The sequence below is a fragment of the Levilactobacillus spicheri DSM 15429 genome, from assembly GCF_001435095.1.
Classification (GTDB): domain Bacteria; phylum Bacillota; class Bacilli; order Lactobacillales; family Lactobacillaceae; genus Levilactobacillus; species Levilactobacillus spicheri.
In genome coordinates this window covers 11,767-32,581 of the sequence record NZ_AZFC01000037.1, presented here as the reverse complement: position 1 = coordinate 32,581, position 20,815 = coordinate 11,767, and the positions used below count along the sequence as shown (strand labels likewise).

Annotated in this window: 15 protein-coding genes; 11 read left to right on the top strand and 4 right to left on the bottom strand. The window is 57.9% G+C overall.

All coding sequences use genetic code 11. The annotated features are described in order from the left end of the window. Positions 1–88: 88 nt before the first annotated feature. Together recX and FD37_RS12400 are read left to right on the top strand one after the other, a co-directional pair. Positions 89–886: a recombination regulator RecX gene (recX, locus tag FD37_RS12405; RefSeq protein ID WP_056965476.1), complete on the top strand. Its 798-nt coding sequence runs from the start codon at positions 89–91 to the stop codon at positions 884–886. Between the two features lie 42 nt (positions 887–928). After that, the gene (locus tag FD37_RS12400) at positions 929–2,116 is read left to right on the top strand and encodes a serine hydrolase domain-containing protein (RefSeq protein WP_056965475.1); all 1,188 of its coding nucleotides are present in this window, start codon (positions 929–931) and stop codon (positions 2,114–2,116) included. A gap of 62 nt (positions 2,117–2,178) precedes the next feature. On the opposite strand, the gene FD37_RS12395 is transcribed toward FD37_RS12400, so the two are convergent. Beyond that, complete coding sequence (locus tag FD37_RS12395) at positions 2,179–2,430, bottom strand: YdeI/OmpD-associated family protein (RefSeq protein ID WP_045808488.1); 252 nt, start codon at positions 2,428–2,430, stop codon at positions 2,179–2,181. A gap of 553 nt (positions 2,431–2,983) precedes the next feature. Between FD37_RS12395 and ntdP the strand changes: the two genes are divergently transcribed. From ntdP to FD37_RS12370, 5 genes are all read left to right on the top strand, one after another. Beyond that, positions 2,984–3,535: a nucleoside tri-diphosphate phosphatase gene (ntdP, locus tag FD37_RS12390; RefSeq protein WP_045808489.1), complete on the top strand. Its 552-nt coding sequence runs from the start codon at positions 2,984–2,986 to the stop codon at positions 3,533–3,535. A gap of 91 nt (positions 3,536–3,626) precedes the next feature. Then, positions 3,627–4,757 carry an AI-2E family transporter gene (locus tag FD37_RS12385; protein WP_056965474.1) on the top strand — a complete coding sequence of 377 codons (1,131 nt, stop codon included), beginning with the start codon at positions 3,627–3,629 and terminating at the stop codon, positions 4,755–4,757. A 122-nt stretch (positions 4,758–4,879) separates the two neighbouring features. After that, positions 4,880–5,296, top strand: coding sequence for a glycerol-3-phosphate cytidylyltransferase (gene tagD, locus FD37_RS12380; RefSeq protein WP_045808491.1), 417 nt, complete (start codon positions 4,880–4,882; stop codon positions 5,294–5,296). Positions 5,297–5,367: 71 nt separating this feature from the next. Further along, a complete protein-coding gene (locus FD37_RS12375; RefSeq protein WP_056965473.1) occupies positions 5,368–6,252 on the top strand; it encodes a hypothetical protein in 885 nt (294 codons plus the stop codon). 14 nt (positions 6,253–6,266) lie between these two features. Further along, positions 6,267–8,291, top strand: a complete 2,025-nt coding sequence (locus tag FD37_RS12370; protein WP_056965472.1) for a CDP-glycerol glycerophosphotransferase family protein — start codon at positions 6,267–6,269, stop codon at positions 8,289–8,291. A gap of 687 nt (positions 8,292–8,978) precedes the next feature. Here FD37_RS12370 and FD37_RS12365 read toward each other — a convergent pair. Further along, positions 8,979–9,539 carry a hypothetical protein gene (locus FD37_RS12365; RefSeq protein WP_056965471.1) on the bottom strand — a complete coding sequence of 187 codons (561 nt, stop codon included), beginning with the start codon at positions 9,537–9,539 and terminating at the stop codon, positions 8,979–8,981. A 278-nt stretch (positions 9,540–9,817) separates the two neighbouring features. Here FD37_RS12365 and FD37_RS12360 point away from each other — a divergent pair, with 278 nt between their 5' ends. From FD37_RS12360 to FD37_RS12350, 3 genes are all read left to right on the top strand, one after another. Then, complete coding sequence (locus FD37_RS12360; protein WP_045808495.1) at positions 9,818–11,395, top strand: peptide chain release factor 3; 1,578 nt, start codon at positions 9,818–9,820, stop codon at positions 11,393–11,395. A gap of 239 nt (positions 11,396–11,634) precedes the next feature. Continuing rightward, positions 11,635–13,746, top strand: coding sequence for a WxL domain-containing protein (locus tag FD37_RS12355; RefSeq protein WP_056965470.1), 2,112 nt, complete (start codon positions 11,635–11,637; stop codon positions 13,744–13,746). A gap of 201 nt (positions 13,747–13,947) precedes the next feature. Further along, positions 13,948–16,086 (top strand): lectin-like domain-containing protein, encoded by a 2,139-nt coding sequence (locus tag FD37_RS12350; protein ID WP_056965469.1) that lies wholly within the window; start codon positions 13,948–13,950, stop codon positions 16,084–16,086. A gap of 125 nt (positions 16,087–16,211) precedes the next feature. Here FD37_RS12350 and FD37_RS12345 read toward each other — a convergent pair whose 3' ends face one another. Next, a complete protein-coding gene (locus FD37_RS12345; protein ID WP_056965468.1) occupies positions 16,212–17,552 on the bottom strand; it encodes an FAD-dependent oxidoreductase in 1,341 nt (446 codons plus the stop codon). A gap of 242 nt (positions 17,553–17,794) precedes the next feature. Here FD37_RS12345 and FD37_RS12340 point away from each other — a divergent pair, with 242 nt between their 5' ends. Continuing rightward, on the top strand, positions 17,795–19,231 hold the full coding sequence (locus FD37_RS12340; protein WP_056965467.1) for a C69 family dipeptidase: 1,437 nt from the start codon (positions 17,795–17,797) through the stop codon (positions 19,229–19,231). A 365-nt stretch (positions 19,232–19,596) separates the two neighbouring features. On the opposite strand, the gene FD37_RS12335 is transcribed toward FD37_RS12340, so the two are convergent. After that, positions 19,597–20,697: a MucBP domain-containing protein gene (locus FD37_RS12335; RefSeq protein ID WP_056965466.1), complete on the bottom strand. Its 1,101-nt coding sequence runs from the start codon at positions 20,695–20,697 to the stop codon at positions 19,597–19,599. Positions 20,698–20,815: the final 118 nt, after the last annotated feature.

Below are 20,815 nucleotides of genomic sequence, written 5' to 3'. Positions count from 1 at the left end.
ACCCCGTTCCAGTCCGATTTTTGACGGGCCCGGAAGACCTGTATTTAGCTATTTTAGAAACATGACCGAGTGAAAAAGGAGGAGAACGATGGCCGTAATTACCATGATTCAAGCCCAGAAACGGGCGGGACGTTATAACATCTTTGTCGACGGCCATTACGCGTTTCCCGTGAGTGAAAACGTGCTGATCGACTTCCAACTGTTCAAGGGGATGGAGATCGATCAGGCACTCGAGGAGCGACTGACCGCGGCCGACGACATCGCCAAGGCCTATAACCGGGCCCTGGACTACCTGTCGCAACAACTGCGTACGGAAAAGGAGGTTCGCACCAAGCTGGCGAGCCTGGAGATCCCGCCGGAGACCATTGACGCCACGCTGGACCGGCTCCGTGAATTGAGTCTGGTCGATGACGCGCATTACGCCGCGAGCTACGTGCGGACCATGATGCGCACCGGTGACAAGGGCCCACGGGTGATCCACCAGCACCTCCGGCAAAAGGGGGTTCCGGAACACCCAATTGAGGATGCGCTGCAACTGTATACCGCCGAGGAACGATTCGCCGTGGGGACGACGGTCGCGAAAAAGTTGGCGAAGCGGTATCAACGGCAGGCCTTTCACACGCAAGAACAGAAGATTCGCCAGGGACTGATCACCCGGGGGTTTGCCAGCGACGAGGCCAAAGAAATGGTGGCCGACTTGGCACTGACGCCCGATGTGGAACAGCAGGCCGACCTACTGGCCAAGCAAGGGGAAAAGCTGTGGCACAAGTACCGGACCCGTGCGATGAGCGACCGGCGTTACCGGACCAAACAGGCGTTGTACCGCAAGGGGTTTGCGCTCGACGACATTGACCACTGGTTAACCACCGTGGTCGGCGACGACTAAGCAAGATAAGAAGATTCAGGAGTAAGGACGGGGGAGTCTGAAATGAAACGAAAAATGGGGATTTTTTTAGTCGCCTTGATCCTGGCTTTAGGGCTGGGCGCGGGGCTGACGTACTGGTTCACGGATCAGGCAGATAGCGAGCCCATCAAGGTGACGTCAACGAGCAGCAGTTCGGCCGAAAAGGTGGTCAAACCCAAGCCCAAGGCGCCGGCCAAGAAGCGGGCACCCAAGAAGATCAAGGCAACGGCGGCGACCCGCAAGATCGACGCGATTCTCCGGGCCAACCGGTTCGTGGGAACGGCCTACGTGGTCCGCAATAACAAACCGATTTATGAAAAGGGCTTCGGGTACGCCGATGCCGTGTTACAGCGGAAGAACAACGCCAACAGCGTGTATCAACTGGCTTCGGTCCAAAAGTCCTTTACGGCGGGGCTAATCATGAAGCTGGCCGCCGAGGGAAAACTGTCGCTGACCGATAACCTGGCCAAGTACTACCCGCAGATTCGCGGGGCCCGGCAGATCACGTTACGGGACATGCTGGACATGAAGAGTGGTTTGCGGTTGGAGGCCTTTCCGAACCAGTTGAAGACCGAGGACGCCATGATCAAGTTTATTCTGGAAAATGTCATCAGCAACCCGGCCAAAATCGGGCAATGGGACTACTCGCCGGTGAACTTCATGTTGCTGGCGGGAATCATCCAGCAGGTCAGCGGGCAGAGTTACCGGCAGTACTTCACGGAGAACATCATTCAACCGTGGGGTCTGAAGCACAGCGGGTTCGTGTTCAACATGAACCGGCAGCCGGACTACACCCGGGGGTACCGGAACGCCGATATCAACAGTGTGGTGCCGAATTACGCATCGCGGTACTTTGAATCCAAAACCTCGATGAACTACCAGTTCGGCACCGGGCAGGTCTACATGTCCGCGCGGGACCTGTATGTGGGCGAACGGAACATGTTGCGAGGAAAGCTGTATCCCAAGGCCGATGTGAACACCTTATTGACGCCAGGGAGCGCTTCGACCTATGGCGGGGGTGATTACCTGGAACCTGGCTACATTCGGGTCCACGGGCTCGCATACGGCTATGAGGCGACGGCACTGGTCAGTCGGGATGGCAAGGACGGTGTGATCGTTTTGACCAACTACTACCGGCCGAACCAATTGGCCCAGACGCCAGCCTTGCAGATTTGGAACCTGCTTGAGGCGGGACAACTGGATAATCGTTAATGGCAAAAGGACGGTCACCGCTCCCCATGTTGGGGAAGGGTGACCGTCCTTTTAGGTGGCCGTTAATCGGCGGCCTTGTCGCGGCTATCGTAGGCACGCTTGGATTTGAAGCCGGCTTGAAAGACGGTCTTCATCACGGCAACGTGTCGTTGCTGAGTCGCGGCGGCCTTGACGCCGAAGATGAAGCGGGCCCACTCCCGCTGGTAACCGGGGGTCAGGTCGTTAAAAAAGGCCTGAAGGGTCGGGTCGTCAGCGAGAAGCGCGGCGACCTGGGGAATCATGGGTTCAAAACTGGCTAAGGGTGCTTGGGACATGAAGGATTCACCTCGTTCTTATTTTTAGTGACCACTAGGTGTCCGCCTGAGTCGTTACCAGCGATACTTCACGGTGGGCCAGGTAGCAGTGGGTGGAAAGGTGTACAAGCTCTGCAGAAGTGACGGGGCTTGGAAGCACAACCACTGCCTAATCAAAGACGCTAGGAGAATGGCTAACGGCGATAGTGATGGTTAGCGGTTCAATTTGACTGGATCCGCCAATTTAAGCTGGAGGGCTCGTCAAAAATGGGCTCAGGGGTGAAATTTGTCTTAGTCGGTGTTTCTCAGCCGACTTAGACAAAGGCCGGTCTGCAAGACCTGCTCTGGGGGCTTGCAGCCGTGCCCACCCCGTTCCAGCCCGATTTTTGACGAGCCCGGAAGCGATGAATCGGCTAAATTGATTGGACACAACTTCAGTCTACGTTAAATCGGCGGAGAACCCAAGGACTTTCCCGATAATCCCGGGAAAGGTATTCATTAATATAGGGGAATCTGGTATAATATTGAGTGAATTTTTTATAATTACCCGTTACTTAGAAAGTAGGGTTTAGACATGACGCGCGAAGCTAGAGGACCTAAGGAAGGCGACTTCATTACGATCAAAAGCTACAAGCATGATGGAAGTTTGCATCGAACTTGGCGCGATACCATGGTACTCAAAACAAGCGAAAACGCCCTGATCGGCGTCAATGATCACACGTTGGTCACTGAAGACGATGGGCGGCGGTGGGTGACCCGAGAGCCCGCTATCGTTTATTTTCACAAGCATTATTGGTTCAACATCGTGGCGATGATTCGGGACAACGGTGTGTCGTATTATTGTAATCTGGCATCCCCATATGTCTTGGACAAAGAGGCGTTGAAGTACATCGACTATGACCTGGACGTCAAGGTCTTTCCCGATGGCGAAAAACGATTACTCGACGTTGACGAGTATGAAGACTTTAGCCAGCGGTGGCAGTACGGACCGGAGACCGATCGCATCTTGAAGGCCAACGTTCTGACGTTGGTCGACTGGATCAATCACCATAAGGGACCGTTCTCCCAGGCCTACGTTGAGTTGTGGTACCAACGTTATCAGGAGCTATTGCGCCGGGAGCATTAGGCGTGACGGACCAGTAAGAGTTGTCTTCCGTACCACAGGAGCGAGTCCATTCGTGGCTGGCTCCTTTTTTTCTAAAGGAGGGGACCATTCCGTGAAATGGCTGACGGATTCGCGACTGGTGTTTTGGTCGCTGGAATTGTTGATTGTGGCAACCCTGATCTGGGTCTGTACCCAGATCAGCTTCTTGTTCTCGCCGATTGGCGTCTTCCTGTCGACGATCTTTACCCCGTTATTGTTATCCGGGGTCCTCTTTTACCTGCTGAACCCCATCGTGCGGTTGCTAGAGCGGGTCCGGTGGAAACGGATGCGTATCAACCGGACGCTGGCGGTGGTCATCGTCTTCGTGGGGCTGATCGCGGTGATCGGGTACGGGGCGGCCTGGGTCGTCCCACGCCTGGTCAATCAGGTCACTAACCTGATCGGCAACATCCCCGACTTCGCTAAGTCGAGTGAGGCCGTTCTGCAACAGGCGGCGCACCACCCGTGGCTGCAGCAAATCGACTTTAGCAAGTATCTGACCCAACTGCAGCAGGCCTTTGGCAAGTACGCCGAAAGCTTTGTCACCGGCCTCACGACCGGAATCGGCAGCATCATCGGAACGGCCACCTCGGTGGTGGTCACCGCCATCACGGTGCCGGTGATGTTGTTCTACATGCTCAAGGACGGCGAAAAACTGATGCCGGCCCTGCGCAAGTGGATTCCGGCGAAGCACACGGACCAGACCATGGAGCTGTTGTCGCGGATGAACGGCACGATTGCCCGTTACATCGGCGGTCAGATCCTCGAATGCCTCTTCGTGGGGACCTTTACCGCCGTGGGCTATTCGCTGATCGGTGAGAAGTACGCGTTGTTGTTGGGGGTCTTTGCGGGGTTCTGCAACCTGATTCCCTACGTGGGCCCGTACATCGGCATCCTGCCGGCGTTGATCGTGGCCTTCACCATCAGCACCAACATGGTGATCTACGTGATCATCGTGGTGGTCGTGGTCCAGCAGGTCGACGGCAACCTGGTCTATCCCAACATTATTGGGCGGACCTTGCAGATTCATCCGTTGACGATTATTATTATTTTATTAGCCGCGGGCAACATTGCCGGGCTATTAGGGATGATCCTGGCGATTCCGCTGTATGCCGTGGTCAAAACGGTGGTCCAGTACCTGTACAGTATCTGGCAGTTGGAGCATCCGGCCGAGAAAGCCTTGCCGGAGAATCTCAAGAAATGACTAACCTTTGCGGTTATAAGTTGACGTGACCGCTGAATATGCTACTATTTATTCTGTTATTGGATTTATGCGCTCCCCGGGGAATCGCCCGGGAAATTAACCAGACAAGTAGGAGATTCTACATGAAAAAAGTAATTACGTACGGAACGTTTGACCTGCTCCACAAGGGACACATTCGGTTATTAAAGCGCGCTCGGGAAATGGGCGACGACTTGACGGTGTGTGTTTCGACCGATGAATTTAACGCGGAAAAGGGCAAGCGGGCCTACACGTCTTATGAAGACCGAAAGTACATCCTCGAAGCCATCCGGTACGTGGATCACGTGATTCCCGAAAAAAATTGGGACCAAAAGATTCGCGACGTTCAAGAAAACGACATTGATTTGTTCGTCATGGGTGACGACTGGAAGGGTAAGTTTGACTTCTTGAAGGACTACTGTGAAGTCGTCTACCTTCCCCGGACCGAAGGCATCTCCACGACCAAGATCAAGCATGACCTGGGCCTGACGGATTCCGAAGACTGGAAGGAAGAAAAGTAGTTTTATGAAGACATCCTTAGTCAGCGACTAGGGATTTTTTCATAAGGACGACGAAAATGGAGGCAAGCACCGTGCAGCAAATTATATTTTTAGTGACATCCCTTGAGGGCTTACATAAGCCGAACTTCACGCAGCAGCTGAAGCAGGCGCTGCAGCGCAACGTGCCGATCAAGCTACTGGTCGCGCTGGTGGACTTTGAGGCGAGCTGGACCGTTCGTCAATTCTTGAACCGGCTGGCCCAAGACGATGCCCGGGTCAAGGGCGTCGAGGTCATCACCTTAGCGGACGTCGTGGCCGACCAGCCGGGACTGACCCTCACGGCCGAAGAACGCCAGGCCTTTGCCACCGGGGACCACGAGGAGCGCCTGTTCGCGGACCAAAAGGAACAGATCAAGCGGTATCTGGACGCCGGTCACCTAGTCGCCGAGTTGCGGCAGGTCAACGATGACATGCCGATGGCGTTACGGCAGTACCAAGCCGACCAGGCCGTGCAGATCGACACCTATGGCTTGAGCGGCCAGGTCATCGGCATCACCAAGCTCGATAACGGGGTGCCAACGACCAGCTACCTGCTGAACCGGCGGGGCGAGGCGGCCCTCCGCTTCGTCCGGCACGAACGGACCCTGGAGCACATCTATAATATCGGTGAAAGCTCCGCCATGGGGGAGACGGAATTCAGCAGTGCCAAGCAGGCGGTCGTGGCGAACAACATGACCAAGCGCGAACGGGCGCGGGCCGAAGCCAACAGCGTCGACCACACCGAGGTCGTGACGGCTAGTGAGGCCTACTACGGGGTCCTGGTCTACGCGACCTACCAACGTTACCCCGACGTCTTTGCGTTCTACCAGGCCATCTTAGACGACCTGATGACGCCCGAGACGCAGCTGTACATCGACCTGGCCGTGAACCCGGTCCTGTCTCCGCGGATGCCTCACCAATTGATTTTTAATTACTAAGGAGTTATGCCATCGTGCGTGCGATTTTATCTGGATTACATCATAAAAAGACTTTACAGGAGCTCGAACTCGAACTGATCGACGTTCCGGAACCCTTCGATGACCTGATGGTGACCTTCTTGGAGAAGCAGACGCAGGCGACGCTGACGGTGCCCATCAGTCGCATCGTCAGCTCCCGGGTGGTACGGTTGCGCATCGACGCCAACGACCTGCAGATCCCGGACAGCGAGCAGAGCGAGTTCAGCTGGGAGCTGTACCTGAACCTGCAGCAAAACGCGACGCGGGGGTTGATTCAGGTCGAAAGTGAGTACCTGAGCAACCGGCACCAGTTGACGCTGACCAGCTTTTATCAGCTCAACAGTGACGCCAACGGCATGGCGCTGTTCAACCTGCACACCCAACAGCCGGAGAGCGAGTTCGCCATCAACGCAATCAACTTGCAGGATAACCAGCTGCAGATTACCGGGCCGAACCGGCTCAATAACCAAAAGATCGAGAATCAGCGGCTGGTCTTAAAGAACCAGGCGGCCGACAGCACGGCCGAGTGGCCCATCAGTAAGATGGGGCTGCACGGGCTGTTCAGCGCCACGATTCCGTTGGAAGAGCTGGCGGCCAACACCGCCCAGGAGCTGTACATTCGCTCCACGGTCAACGGCCAAGACCTCGAACAGCGGATCGTTTTGGGCAAGTCGCTGGCCGGGCAAGTCACCCAGGCCATCACCCCGGCGCACCGCTTGGTCATCCTCGAGAAGCGGTACAATAACGGGATTCGGGTGCGGGAAATGCCCGCCCCGACCGTGGCCGAACGGTTGGGTCACCTGCCAAGCAAGGTCGGGGGCGCCACCAAGCTCCTGAGTGTCTTGATGGACAAGGTCAACCTGGTCTACATGCGCCGGCTGTTCAAGCGCGGCCACCGGGCTTACGAGCAGCCAACGCTGATTTTCGAAAGCTTCGGGGGCCGGCAGGTCAGTGACTCGCCGTACGCCATTTACCAGTTGTTTACCCAACTCTATCCCGGCTTCCGCTTCATCTGGTCGATTGACCGGTCCCAGAAGCGTTTCTGTAAGGAAAATGGGATTCCGTTCATCATTCGGCGGACGGCCAAGTGGGTCCGGACGCTGGAAAAGGCCAGCTTCTGGATCAGTAACGCCCGCTTCCCGGCCTGGGTCAAGAAGCCCAGTTATGTGACCTACATTCAGACCTGGCACGGGACGCCGTTGAAGAAGCTGGGACTGGACATCGAGAACGTTTCGATGCCGGGGACCACGACCACCAAGTACCACGCCAACTTCGTGCGCGAAGCTAACCGCTGGGACGCGTTGGTCTCACCCAACGACTATTCGACCCAGATCTTCCGGTCGGCCTTCGGGTTCAACAACCAGATCTTAAAGGTCGGGTACCCGCGGAACGACGAACTGATCAACAGTTCGGCGGACGACATCGTGGCCTTGAAGGAGCAGATGGGTATCCCGCTGGATAAGAAGGTCGTCTTATACGCGCCGACGTACCGGGACAATCAGTTTGCCGAGAAGGGGAAGTACACCTTCGAGCTGCCGTTCTCCCTGGACGACTTCAAGCAGCAGTACGGTGACGATGCCGTGCTGGTCTTGCGGATGCACTACCTGATCTCCAACGCCCTGGACATCAGCGGGTACGAGGATTTCGTCTACGACATGTCCAACCACCCGAGTATCTCGGACCTGTACCTGATCAGTGACATGCTGATCACCGACTACTCGTCCGTCTTCTTCGACTACGCCTACCTGAAGCGGCCCATCCTGTTCTACCCGTACGACTACCACGTCTACAAGGATGAACTGCGGGGCTTCTACCTCGACTACGAAAAGGATCTCCCGGGTGAGATCGCCCACAACGAGACGGAGCTGCTGACCATGATCGGCGAGAAGTTACAAACGCCGGACATGAGCGCCAACCAGAAGTTCATGGACTTCTACCACCGTTTCTGTGCGATCGACGACGGGTTAAGTTCCCTGAAGGTCGTCAACTACGTGGTTCAACAAATTGAAAAGAACGGCTAATTGCCACCAAAAGCGCTCCCTGGATGCAACTCCGGGGGGCGCTTTTTGTCATGTGTGGGTGTAGGCAGTCGCTTCACGCCGGCGAGCAAGATGGTCGAGGTGGGCACGATTCTGAAGCCCTGTGAAATTCACACAGGTCTCCAGAACTCGGCCTTGATGTAAGCCGGGAAAGAACCCCGACCAACATCAATTTCACCACGACCATCAAGTCGCCTCTGTTCCGCTGACACGGTGGGGCATTGACCACCAACGGGACGAATTGGCAACTCGCCGCGTGGCTTTAATGGAAGCCGCTTCGCTAGCATGGGGCGTTCTGGTGAGTGACGTTCAAGTCAGCGGGCCAGTCTGCTGTAACGTTGTTGAACGCGGCCGTCCCGCAACCGTCGTCATGGTCATCATCTATCCCGCAGAGTGGCGTCGGCGTTTTTTCCCGTGGTGACATGATTGTTAGTCGGCGTCTTGAGCCGGCTTACAATCAGGCCGAGTTCCGGAAACTCGCGTTCTTGGCGAGGTTTCGGAATCGTGCCCACCTCGGGAAAATGAAGCCGACAGAACGGCGCGCCAGCTATCACCAGTGACCAGCTTGCTCGCCGGCGTGGAGCGGCTGATTTCATCTTACGTTACGGTACGCCCCTAAACAAAAAAAGGTTCCCTCGTTGATTGGAGGGAACCGGTGGAATTGATTGATTAACGCCGCGCGGGGCGTTGGGTGACGTGCTGGTAGGCGTGGTCACTTAGGTGCTGCTGCGCCTTGGTTGAGCTGGTCACCGCGTCAAAGTAATGGTCCAGGATGATGCGGTAATTGTGTTTGACCACCGCGACATCGGGCTGTTTATGCTGGGTCAACTGGCGTTGTGCGGCTTTGGCGGCGTGCCGGGCCGTCTGCGACTGGTCGGTGTGGGTCACCAGGTAGGTCACGTTACGGCTGGCCTTCTTTGCGGCCGGGGTGACCGGCTGCTGCGGGGCCTGACTGCTGGCCAGAGAGGCGCGCATATTGGTGGTCAGGCTGGTGATCTCGTAGTACTGATTCTTCTTGACCCGCACGCCGGCATAGGTCTTGAACAACAGGACGTTCAGGAGACTGGCGATGATGACGATGCCGACCCCACAGAGGATGACGGTCATCGCGGGCCGGAATCCCCGGTGATGCTGCTTGGTCCAGATCAGGCCGCCCAGGCCCGCCACGGCGATTAGGGCGCCCAGGCTAAAGACGACTTCAATGATAATGGCTTCGGTACTCGCCAACATAGTGATTCACCTATTTTCTAAGAGTAATGGGTTTGCTGCCTAAAAGTAAAACGATGGCCTCGGAGCGTACAGGGACGGGACACCTGTCCACCACCGGCAGCGGCCGCAAACCAGAATTCATCTTACTATCATACCACTAAATGGCGGCTGTCGAGTAGGTGACCCGCGATGGACCGTGAATTGTTGGGGTAAGTGTGGTAAAATCACAGTGCTGTATAAAAATCGGAGCGCCCTGTAGAGGACGACTAAAACTAACTTAAACTTTGTGAGGACACGATATGAGCGAAAAAAATTTAGCAACCGCGGTGGATAAACGCCGGACGTTTGCCATCATCTCTCACCCGGATGCCGGGAAAACGACCATCACCGAACAACTCCTGCTGTTCGGGGGCGTGGTACGGGAAGCCGGAACGGTGAAGGCCCGCAAGAGTGGGAACTTTGCCAAGTCCGACTGGATGGAAATCGAACAAAAGCGGGGTATCTCCGTCACGAGTTCCGTAATGCAATTCGATTACCAGGGCAAACGCATCAACATCCTGGACACCCCCGGACACGAAGACTTCTCGGAAGATACCTACCGGACCTTGATGGCCGTGGACTCCGCGGTCATGGTCATCGACTCCGCCAAGGGGATCGAGCCGCAGACCAAGAAGCTGTTCCAGATCTGTAAGATGCGGGGCATCCCCATCTTTACCTTCATGAACAAGCTCGACCGGGATGGCCGGGATCCCCTGGACCTGATTGCCGAACTCGAAGACGTGCTGGGCATCGAGGGGTACCCAATGAACTGGCCAATCGGGATGGGCAAGGAATTAAAGGGCCTGTACGACCGTTACCACCAACGCGTGGCCCTGTTCCACAAGGACGACCAGGGGCGGCAATACCTGCCGCTGAACGCCGACGGGGACTTGGCTGAGGCCAACGACCTGGAGAGCGACAGCTGGTATACCGAGGCCCGCGACAACATGCAAATGATTGAAGAGGCCGGGAACCCGTTTGACGCGGCGAAGATCGCCAGCGGGGACCAGACGCCGGTCTTCTTCGGGTCGGCGTTGGCCAACTTCGGGGTCCAGACCTTCCTGGACACGTACCTGGAGTACGCGCCCCAACCGGCAGACCACCACACAGAAAGCGGCGAGGACGTGGCGCCGACTGACCCTGAATTCTCCGGCTTCGTCTTCAAGATTCAAGCCAATATGAACCCGCATCACCGGGACCGGATCGCCTTCGTGCGAATCTGCTCGGGTGAGTTCGACCGGGGGATGGACGTGATTCAGGAGCGGACCGGCAAGAAGCTGCGGCTCTCGAACGTGACCGAGTTCATGGCCGACACGCGGGAAAACGTGGAAACGGCCGTGGCCGGCGACATCATCGGGCTGTACGATACCGGGAACTTCCAGATTGGTGACGCCATCTACACCGGGAAGCGGGACATCAAGTTCGAAAAGCTGCCGCAATTTACGCCGGAGCTGTTCGTGCGGGTCTCCGCGAAGAACGTGATGAAGCAGAAGTCCTTCCACAAGGGCATCAACCAACTGGTTCAAGAGGGGGCCGTGCAACTGTACACGTCCTACTCGACCGGGGACTACATCCTGGGAGCCGTTGGGCAACTGCAATTCGAAGTCTTCCAATTCCGGATGCAAAACGAATATAATTCCGAAGTCGTCATGGAACCGATGGGCAAGAAGACCGCCCGGTGGATCGATCCCGACCAACTGGACGAACGGATGTCCTCCTCACGGAACCTGCTGGTCAAGGACAGCCAGGGCAATCCGCTCTTCTTGTTCGAGAACCAGTTCGCCGAACGGTGGTTCAAGGACAAGTATCCTGACGTGACCTTAACCGCCAAGCTCTAATTGAAAAGATGCAACCTTTGACCGATTTGCCAATGGGGTGAATCGGTCTTTTTGCGCCTAAATTTTTTTGGTGGGTGCTGCTCGCCGGTCAGGGCCCCCCTTCTGCGGTGGCCAAATCGGTTTTTGGTGCAAAAAACAAAAAAATTATTTATTAATCTGACGCTGTTCAATTGTGTCCAATCAATCGTGGTAAAGTGGTGAGACCAGTGTTAACGACACGAGTGAAGGGAGGGGCCGCCATGCGCGGACGATTGATTGGAACTTTATTGGTGATCTTAGGGTTGTGGTGGCCGGCCCAGACGGCCCAAGCCACGGCCAACGATTGGAAGAACGCGATGGCGAAGGCGCCCCAGGGCGTCCGCTTGGAGAACATTTTTGTGAAGGGGACGACCCCGAACAACCATGCGGCGGTTCACCGGGGGACCAACGCCGAGACGCCGGACACGGACGTGGTGACGGTCACCAACGACAAGGGGCAGTTCGGAGCCATCTGGTCGACCGACGAGAACGCCTTCGACCTGAACAAGGACGCCCAGGTCTCGATGTGGATGTACTTCGGGCAGGATCGTGAAAAAGCCGCCGATGGGATGGCCCTGGTCCTGCAAAACGATGACCGCGGCATCCAGGCCAGTCCGACCTTTACAGCGGAGACCGCGGGGGAGACGCTGGGCGTCTGGGGTGTCGACCGGAACCAGTGGCAGAACTCGCCCGTGGCCATTGCCAAGAGCGCCATTCAGAACAGTTGGGCGCTGGAGTTCGATACCCACAGTAATACGGGGGGCAATCCCGGAATGGCCGATAGTTTTGACCGGGACCTGGGGACGCAAGCACGTAACGTGCCGCACATCGGGGCCAACTATCCCGGGGATCCGGGAACCTACTACATCCGCAGTCCCTATCTTGGCTTGTCGGGCCGGTTTTACACGGTGATGAAGCATACGGGCGTCATCCAGGGCTACCGCTACACGAACGACCTGTTATCGGACGGGGCCTGGCATCACGTGACGCTGAAGTGGAACGCCCGGACTCACCAGGTGACCTATTGGTTTGACGATAAGGATCCCGATACGGGGAGCCATAACGATACCAACGTGGTGCGGTCGGCCAGTGTCACGCTGGACCCGGAAAAGGTCGATCCGCACCACACCGGGAAGGTTCGCTGGGGGTTCACCGGGGCGACCGGGGATCAGGGAGGGAATAACCTGGTCGTGTTCGAAGGGGTGCCCGGCCTGGTCTCCGCGGATGCAGCGGCAACGCTGACGAACCGCCAGACGGGGCAGACCGTTGAAAATGGGGGCGACCTGATCGGCCAAACGCCGGTCGAATTGACCTATCAGCTGAATTACCGGGGCGGCAAGCAGGTGTGGCGCGACATCGAGGCCCAGCTGACGTTGCCCAAGCTGGTGGAGTGGACGCAGGCGGACATTACCTACAACGACGGGACACCGGCAACGACCATCGATCTGGCGGGGCTGTCGGGCAGCACGTTGACCTACCACTTGAAAAAGGTCCTGCGGGACGGGACGCCGAATCAGGCGACGTTACGCTTTGCGGGCCGCACGCAGGACGTCACTACGGCGACAGACGCCATTAATCAACACAGTGTGTTCAAGGCGGCCAACGGGGTGGCGACGACGCGGACGCCCGCGTTTAAGGTGCACCCACGACTCGACCTCCAACTGACGACGGATGCCACCCGCTACCAGGATCCCTACATTACAGGGCAGGTCCGGGCCGGAAAGGGGAGCCTGAAGAACGTTAAATTGACGCTGGTGACCCGGGTCAACGGGCAACGCATCGGGGACACGCCTGTCGGCGACGATGGGCGGGTGCGCTACACGTTGGCCAACCGGGTCCTGAAAGCGGGGAGCAATCAGGTGACGTTACAGGTTCAAGACGGGTTCGGGAACCAGTCCGAGCCAATCACCGTGACGGTCGACGTGACGGGGGGGCTGTCGTTTGCGACGGTCGCCTCGCAGAGCTCGTTTAAGACGACCACCCTGACCGGCAAGTCGCAACGCATTGGGCGGGAGAATGACTGGCGGGTGCGGGTCCAGGATACCCGTAAGCTGGGGGAACGCTGGAGCCTTCAGGTCAGTGCGACGCCCTTTAAGACGGCCGGTGGCCAACGGTTAGCGGGCGAGCTGGTCTTCCGGGAGGCCAACCGGACGCAGCCCATTACGGAGCAGCCGTTGACGATCCAACGGGGCAGCGCGGGCAAGGACGCGGTCACCGACGCGATTGCCGGCTGGAATCAGGACCAGGGCCTCGAGTTGGCCGTGAACGGTGCCGCCGAAAGCGGCGTTTACCGTGGGGAGATCACCTGGACCTTAGCAGATGTGCCAACTTAACTGAATGAATGTGCGCCGTCATACCGAAATCGTGGTATGACGGCTTTTTGGGTTCGCTTAACTCAATTTTCGAAGGCAATCATTAGAATATTGAGCGGGTGACCACTTGCATGGTTACGCTTTCGCGAAAATGTGGTATATTATAAACGAATTTTAGGGTTAATTCATCTAACCATATTTAAACGAGAGGAGGAAACGATTATGCGGTTCAAAAAGTGGCTCGTCGGATTACTCGCGCTAGCAATGGTCGGTGTGGGCGGCGTAACGGCCCGGGCCGATACCGACTACGATAACGCGCTGAAGACCGCCCCCCAGGGAATCGCCCTGGACGATATCTTCACGCCGGGCGAAACGGATGCCAACCAAGCGAAAGTGGTGGACACCACCAATCCCGACATTACGGGGACGCAGGCCGTGATGGTCACCAACGCCAAGAACCAATTCGGGACGATCTGGTCGACCGACGACAACGCCTTTGAACTGGATAAGGATGAGACGGTCTCGATGTGGATCTACTTCGGGAACCGGGGCAAAAAGGCCGCCGATGGGATGGCCTTCGTCCTCCAAAACGACTCGCGGGGGCTCGCGGCGACGCCGACCTACGGCAAGAAGGTGGCCGGCGAGACCCTGGGGGTCTGGGGCGTGGATAACAACAATAAGCAGACCGACACCAACGAACTGGCGAAGCTGGCCATTCAAAATAGCTGGGCGCTGGAATTCGATACCCATCTGAATACGTCAAAAACCTACAGTAACGCCGGGGACGCCGATTCGTTTGACTCTGGCCGGACCGGGCCGCACATCGCGTCGAACTACCCGGGAGAAGCGAACACCTATGAGTTCGTCAAGACGACCACTGGTATCTGGCCCGCAGTATTTACCGCTTATTACGCGACGCAGCGGCACCGGGGCCTGATCGAGGGCGGAAGCGACTACACCATGCTGGCCAACGGCGCGTGGCACCACGTGACGCTGAATTGGGATGCCACGGAGGAGACCATGACCTACACCTTCGATGACAAGGACCCGGCCACGGGACAGGACCAGACCGGTACCTCGCAGCAGGTGAGCGTCGATCCGAAGATCATCGATCCCGACAACACCGGCAAGGTCCGCTGGGGCTTTACCGGGGCGACCGGGGACGATTACGCCAACAACCTGGTCATTTTCGAAGGGGTCCCGGGACTGGTCGACGTGAGTGCGACCACCAAGCTGACCGACCTGACCACCAACCAGACCGTTAATGACGGGGATGCCATCCTGGGTCAAGACGAGCTCCAACTGGATTACGTTCTCAAGTACCACGGGGGCAAACAATCCTGGAAGGACGTCGTTGCGAAGCTGACGTTACCGGACAAGGTGGCGTTTAAGAGTGGGACCGTGACCTACGCCAACGGGCAGACCGAAGACATCACCAGCGACGACATTGCCGACCAGAAGCTGACCCATCAGTTGAAGACGGCCCTCTCGAGTGACAACCCGACCGCCACGATTTCCCTGAAGGGGCAGGCGGCCGACGAAAAGGACGTCACGCAGGTTCCGTCCGTGGCCAGCACGTTCTCCGCGGTCAACGGGGTGGCGACGACCGATACGTCGCACTTCGTCTTGAACCCGAAACTCGACATCGGCCTGTACCGCATCTCGTCCAAGGAAGTCACCATCGACGCCGGGGAGACCACCACGATCCAGGGACAGGTCTTGGTGCCAGAAGGCATCACGCTGACCAACAAGGACCTGGTCGTGCATCCCACGGTGAACGGTCAGAAGCAGGACGCGTACACCATTGAGGACCCGGACGACGAAGCCAGCGGGAAGGTGCTCTTTACGCCCAAGGCCGCCGATCTGAAGGCGGGAAAGAACACCGTCGACATCTACGTGCAGGACATCTACGGCAACAAGTCGTCGTCCTTCACCGTGACCATCAACGTCCGCGGCGGGCTGACCTTTGGGACGGTCGCCTCGAACAGCTCCTTTCAGGCCACAACGCTGACGGGACAACAGCAGGATATCAAACGCACGAACAACTGGCAGGTCAAGATCTCGGATACCCGGCAAGCGGGGTCAACGTGGCAACTCCAAGTCGCGGCGACACCGTTTACCTCCAGCGACGGCAAGCAACTGGCCGGGTCGCTGGTCTACCGGGACGGCAGTGCCACCACCCCGGTCAACACCAGTCCCGTGACCATCTCGAACGGTCAGGCTTCCGGCGACGGCGACCTGACCGACGTGGTGGACAACTGGGACGACAAGACCGGTTTAGAACTGAACGTGAACAGTAACGCGGTCGAGGGGGACTACAGTGCCGACATCACCTGGACCTTGAGCGATACCCCCTCTTAAAACACGACAAGCACCAACAGAATAGAAGCGCAAAAAATCCCCTGCCGAGGTTGCTCGGTAGGGGATTTTGCGTTGGGTCAATTGCTTATTAGCGGGAAGCCCGGTAAGCGACTGGTCAGAATGACCTAGTCGGCGACCTTCGCTTGCGCCGCTTGGGCCAGGATGTTCAGGTAGTTGAAGGGCCGGTCGAAGTTGGGCTGGAAGAGCATGTCGACCATGGCCAGGTCATCGATCGTGTTGTTGTTTTGGATGCAGACGGACAGCGTGTTGGCCGATTGCGAGACGTCGTAGTGACTCATCAACGCGCCACCCAGGATGCGTTTGCTGGTCGGATCGAAGACCAGTGACATCAGGACGGGCTCGGTCGTCGGCATAAACTCGGGCCGGTAGTTATCGGTGATGATGACTTGGTCGGCGGCGATGCCCTGTTGGTGGGCGGCGGCCAGGGTCAGTCCCGTCGAGACGATGGTCCGACCGTAGAGGGCCAGGCCGGAAGACGATTGAGTCCCCAGGTACTTCACGGTCGGCTGGGTCAGGTTCTTGCCGACCAGGATACCTTGGCGCACGGCGTTGGTCGCCAGGGGAATGTAGGCACTTTGGTGCGTGGGGTTGTAGTGCACGGCGGCACTGTCCCCAGCGGCAAAGATGTCCGGGTTGGAGCTGCGCATGTAGTCGTCGGTCAGGATCGCGCCGTTGGGAGCCATCTCGACCTGACCCTTGAGCAGGCCGGTGTTGGGCCGGAAGCCGATGCACAGGATTGCCAGGTCGGTGTCGTAACGGCCCTTGTCGGTGGTGATGGTCAGGCCGTCTGCGGTGCCTTCGAAGCTGGCGACCGTTTCACCGAGGGCCAGTTGGACGCCGTGGTCCCGGTAGTCCTGTTCGATGACGTCGGTGAACTGGGCGTCGAAGTACTTGGGCATGACCCGGTCTTGCGCGTCGATCAGGGTAACGTCGTGGCCGGTGGTGGAGTAGGCCTCCGCCAGTTCGGCGCCGATGTAGCCGGCCCCGATGACCGTGATGCGCTTGGCGTCCTTGGCCTCTTCGAAGAGGGCCTGCGCGTGCGACCAGTTCTTGCACAGCTTAACCTTTTTGCTGTCGATGCCCGGAATCTTCGGCACGATGGGCCAGGAGCCCGACGTCATGACCAGCTTGTCGTAGGCCGTCGTGGTCTGTTCGTGGGTCGTCAGGTCCTCGACCGTCACGGTCTTGGCGGCCGCGTCCACGGCCAAGACATTGTGATTCATCTGAACATCCGCGCCTAATTTGCGCAGTTCGGTGGGGTTCGAGTAGAAGAGCCCCTGGGGATCGGCCACCTGGCCGCCCAGGTAGAGCGCAATTCCACAGGAGAGGAAGGAGATGTTGTCGTTTCGTTCGTAGACCGTCACGTCGGCATCCGGATGGTCCGCTAAGATTTGTTTGATGGCAAAGGTACCCGCATGAGTACACCCAATAACTGTCACTTTCATCAATGTAGCCTCCCAAAACTAAGTATGTTTGATTGCGTATTTCTTCACAAACAAGTGTAAAAAGAAAAACGCTTTCAATTGATAACAACTCTATTTTAAACAACTTATCGTCAATGTCAACACTTTTGCGAAAGTGTTACAAAAAAACGGACGCGCTTGCCGACGAACGCCGGCAACTAGTCAACTTTCGTGAAAAGCGGTACACTAAATGACATGATAAGCTTAAAGGAGTGGTAGTTTTGATGACTGGAAAACACTTGACCGCCTGCACCTCGGTGTTGGTCGGTAAGGACGCGACGGTCGACGGATCCACGTTGATCGCCCGTAACGATGACACGTTTCTGCCGTTGACCCCGCAACGGTTCTACGTTCACCCGGCCGAACACCTGACCGAGCCCAAGACCTGGACGTCGAACCAAAACGGCTTCACGGCGCCGATTCCAACGGACGGGTACCGGTACCTGGCGACCCCGAACGTCGAGATCGAAAAGACCGGGGAGTACGCCGAGAGCGGCATCAACGCGCAAAACGTGGCCATGAGTGCCACCGAGAGTGTCTACGGCAATCCCGATGCCTTGGCCTTTGACCCCTTGGTCGCCGATGGTCTCGCCGAGGATTCCCTGCAGACCATGGTCCTGCCGTACATCACCTCTGCGCGGGACGGGGTCCGGTACCTGGGGAACCTGATCAAGCAGTACGGGTCACCCGAGGGTAACGGGGTGCTGTTCTCCGACAACCAGGAGGTCTGGTACATGGAAATCGTGACCGGCCACCACTGGGTCGCCCAACGGATTCCGGACGACGCCTACGCGGTCACGGCCAACCAGGTCGCCATTCAACAGGTGACCTTCGATGATCCGGACAACTTCATGTTCTCCGCGGGCATCCAGGCCTTCGTGGCGGAACACCACCTGAACCCGGACCAGGATGGCTGGAACTTCCGGCACATCTTTGGGACCAGCACCGAAAAGGACCGGCACTACAACACGCCGCGGGTCTGGTTCGGCCAACGTTACCTAAACCCCGAGATCGAGCAGGACCCGCAGTCGAGCGATTTGCCGTTTATCTGCCGGACCAGCCACAAAATCAGCGTCGAGGACGTGGAGTACATCTTGAGCTCACACTACAACGAGACGCCGTACGATCCGTTGGGTCACGGTCCGGAAGAGCTGCGGACCAAGTTCCGGCCCATTTCCATGAATCGGACGCAAAACTCCCACGTGTTGCAGGTACGTAACGACGTGCCGGCCGCGCAATCGGCCATCATGTGGGTCTGCTTCGGGGTGCCGGCGTTCAGCCCGTACGTGCCGTTCTTTGCGAACGTGACGGATACTGACCCATCGTACAGTCAGACGCCCCGGCGCTTGGATGATCAGAGTGCCTACTGGATGTACCGAAAGCTGTCGATGATTGTGGAGTCCCACTACCGCGACTTCATCGAACAGGACGTGGACTACGTGACGGCCGCAAAGCAAAACCTGCGGACCCACGTGGCCCAGGCCTTGGCCTACGCCGCGCAGGAAAACCTGAGCGGGGAGGCGCTGACCGCCTACTTGACGGAACAGAACCACCAAGTCACGGCCGACATGCGGCAGGTCACGACCCAGTTCACCAACGACTTGATCGAAAAGGGCCTGACCCTGTCGAAGCTGACGTTTAACATGGACAAGAACCTGTAACGACAGTCCGCTCCACGCCGGCGAGCAAGCCGGTCGAGGTGGGCACGATTCTGAAGCTCCGCCAAAAACGCGGATCTCCAGAACTCGGCCTTGATGTAAGCTGGCTGAAGAAACGCCAACTAACATCAATTTCACCACGACCAGCAAGTCGCCTCTGTTGCGCTTACGTGAGATAATGACCATTACGGGCGAAACGGTGGGCGGCAGTCACGCGACGACAGGAGTAGAAGTGGGTAAGACGCACTAGTGGGATAATTGCCAGTGTGAAGATTGCTGGAGCTCAGATGGGCCCAGACCGTGCCCACTGTTTTCAACTTAAGATAATGAAAAAACGAGTTCTCCGCGGAGAACTCGTTTTTGTTAGTTTAAAGGGTGTGTTGTGGAATCAATCGCACGTAGCGGGCGTTGATGTACGCCTCGGGCCCGACCTGGTACCAGACCAGGTTCTGGTCGTCGACGAGGCGTTGGCGGATCTCTAAGAGGTCGCCGTTTTGGACCTGCCCCGCGACCTCGCCGTAAGGTTCCCGGAAGATGGTCAGGGCACCCTGAGGCACGTAGTCGACGCGCCCCACTTGGTGCGTGGCCGTCTTGGTGCGCCAGGTCGTGACCTTCGGCGGGAGCTGCAGGGTCCGCGACCAGTGTTCGTGCCGGTCGGTCTCGCGGGCATCGAGCCACTGTTCACCGCCCAGGTTGTACCAGACCTGACCGTCGGTGAGCGTGATGATGGCGAAGAGCCGCCAGAGGGACTGCGCCGGGAATTGATACCCGTAAGCCTGTCCGGCGGGTTCGTCGTAGACGGCGTGGTCCGCGGTCAACGTCACGTATTGCCGCACCCGTTGCACCGTTTGCCAGGCGTCGCGCCGGTAGAAGAAGACGATGCGTTTGCTAGTCCGGTCGTACTGGCCCTGCTGATCCCCCTGGGCCTGAAAGATGTGGTAGCCCGGTACCGTGGGGGGCGTGATCTGGAAGCGTGCCGTGAGCTCGCCCCGGAAAAGCTGGGGGAGGGCCAATAGCTGCCCCGAGTCGTAGTCGACCAGGTAGGTGATGACCGGCTGGCCCCATTGACGCCGGTAGACCAGGGTGGTTAAGCCGTATTCACTCAGAAAGTTCTGGGTGAAGCCGTTGATATGGAGTAACGTGTACCCCGTAATCTGGGGGAGCTTGAGGTGGACCGGGGCGTTCAGCTGACCGGTCAGAACCAGTGCCGGTTGCAGGGGGCGGTTGGCTTCGTCTACTAACCGCACGACCAACGTCGCGTCCGGTTGGGCGTGGGTCTGAATCGGCGTCGGCTGAGGTGCCGGCGGGGTCTCAACGGTGGGGACGACGGGCGGCGTCACTGGGGGTTCAACTGACGGGTCGTGCCGCTTGGTTGGTCGTGCCGCCGGTCGGGGCCGGTATGGCCGTTCCGGGCGCTGCCGCGGTTGCGGGGGCGTGATCAGCCGCCGCAACCAGTTAAATAAAGCCATCTCTCCCGTTCACCTCCTCGAAGTTTCCTTATACGATACAGTATACCGCATCTCCGCGGGGGATGCAGGTGATTTTCGCGTCCGGTGAAGCGGATGGGGCCGGGGATGTATCCGGTTT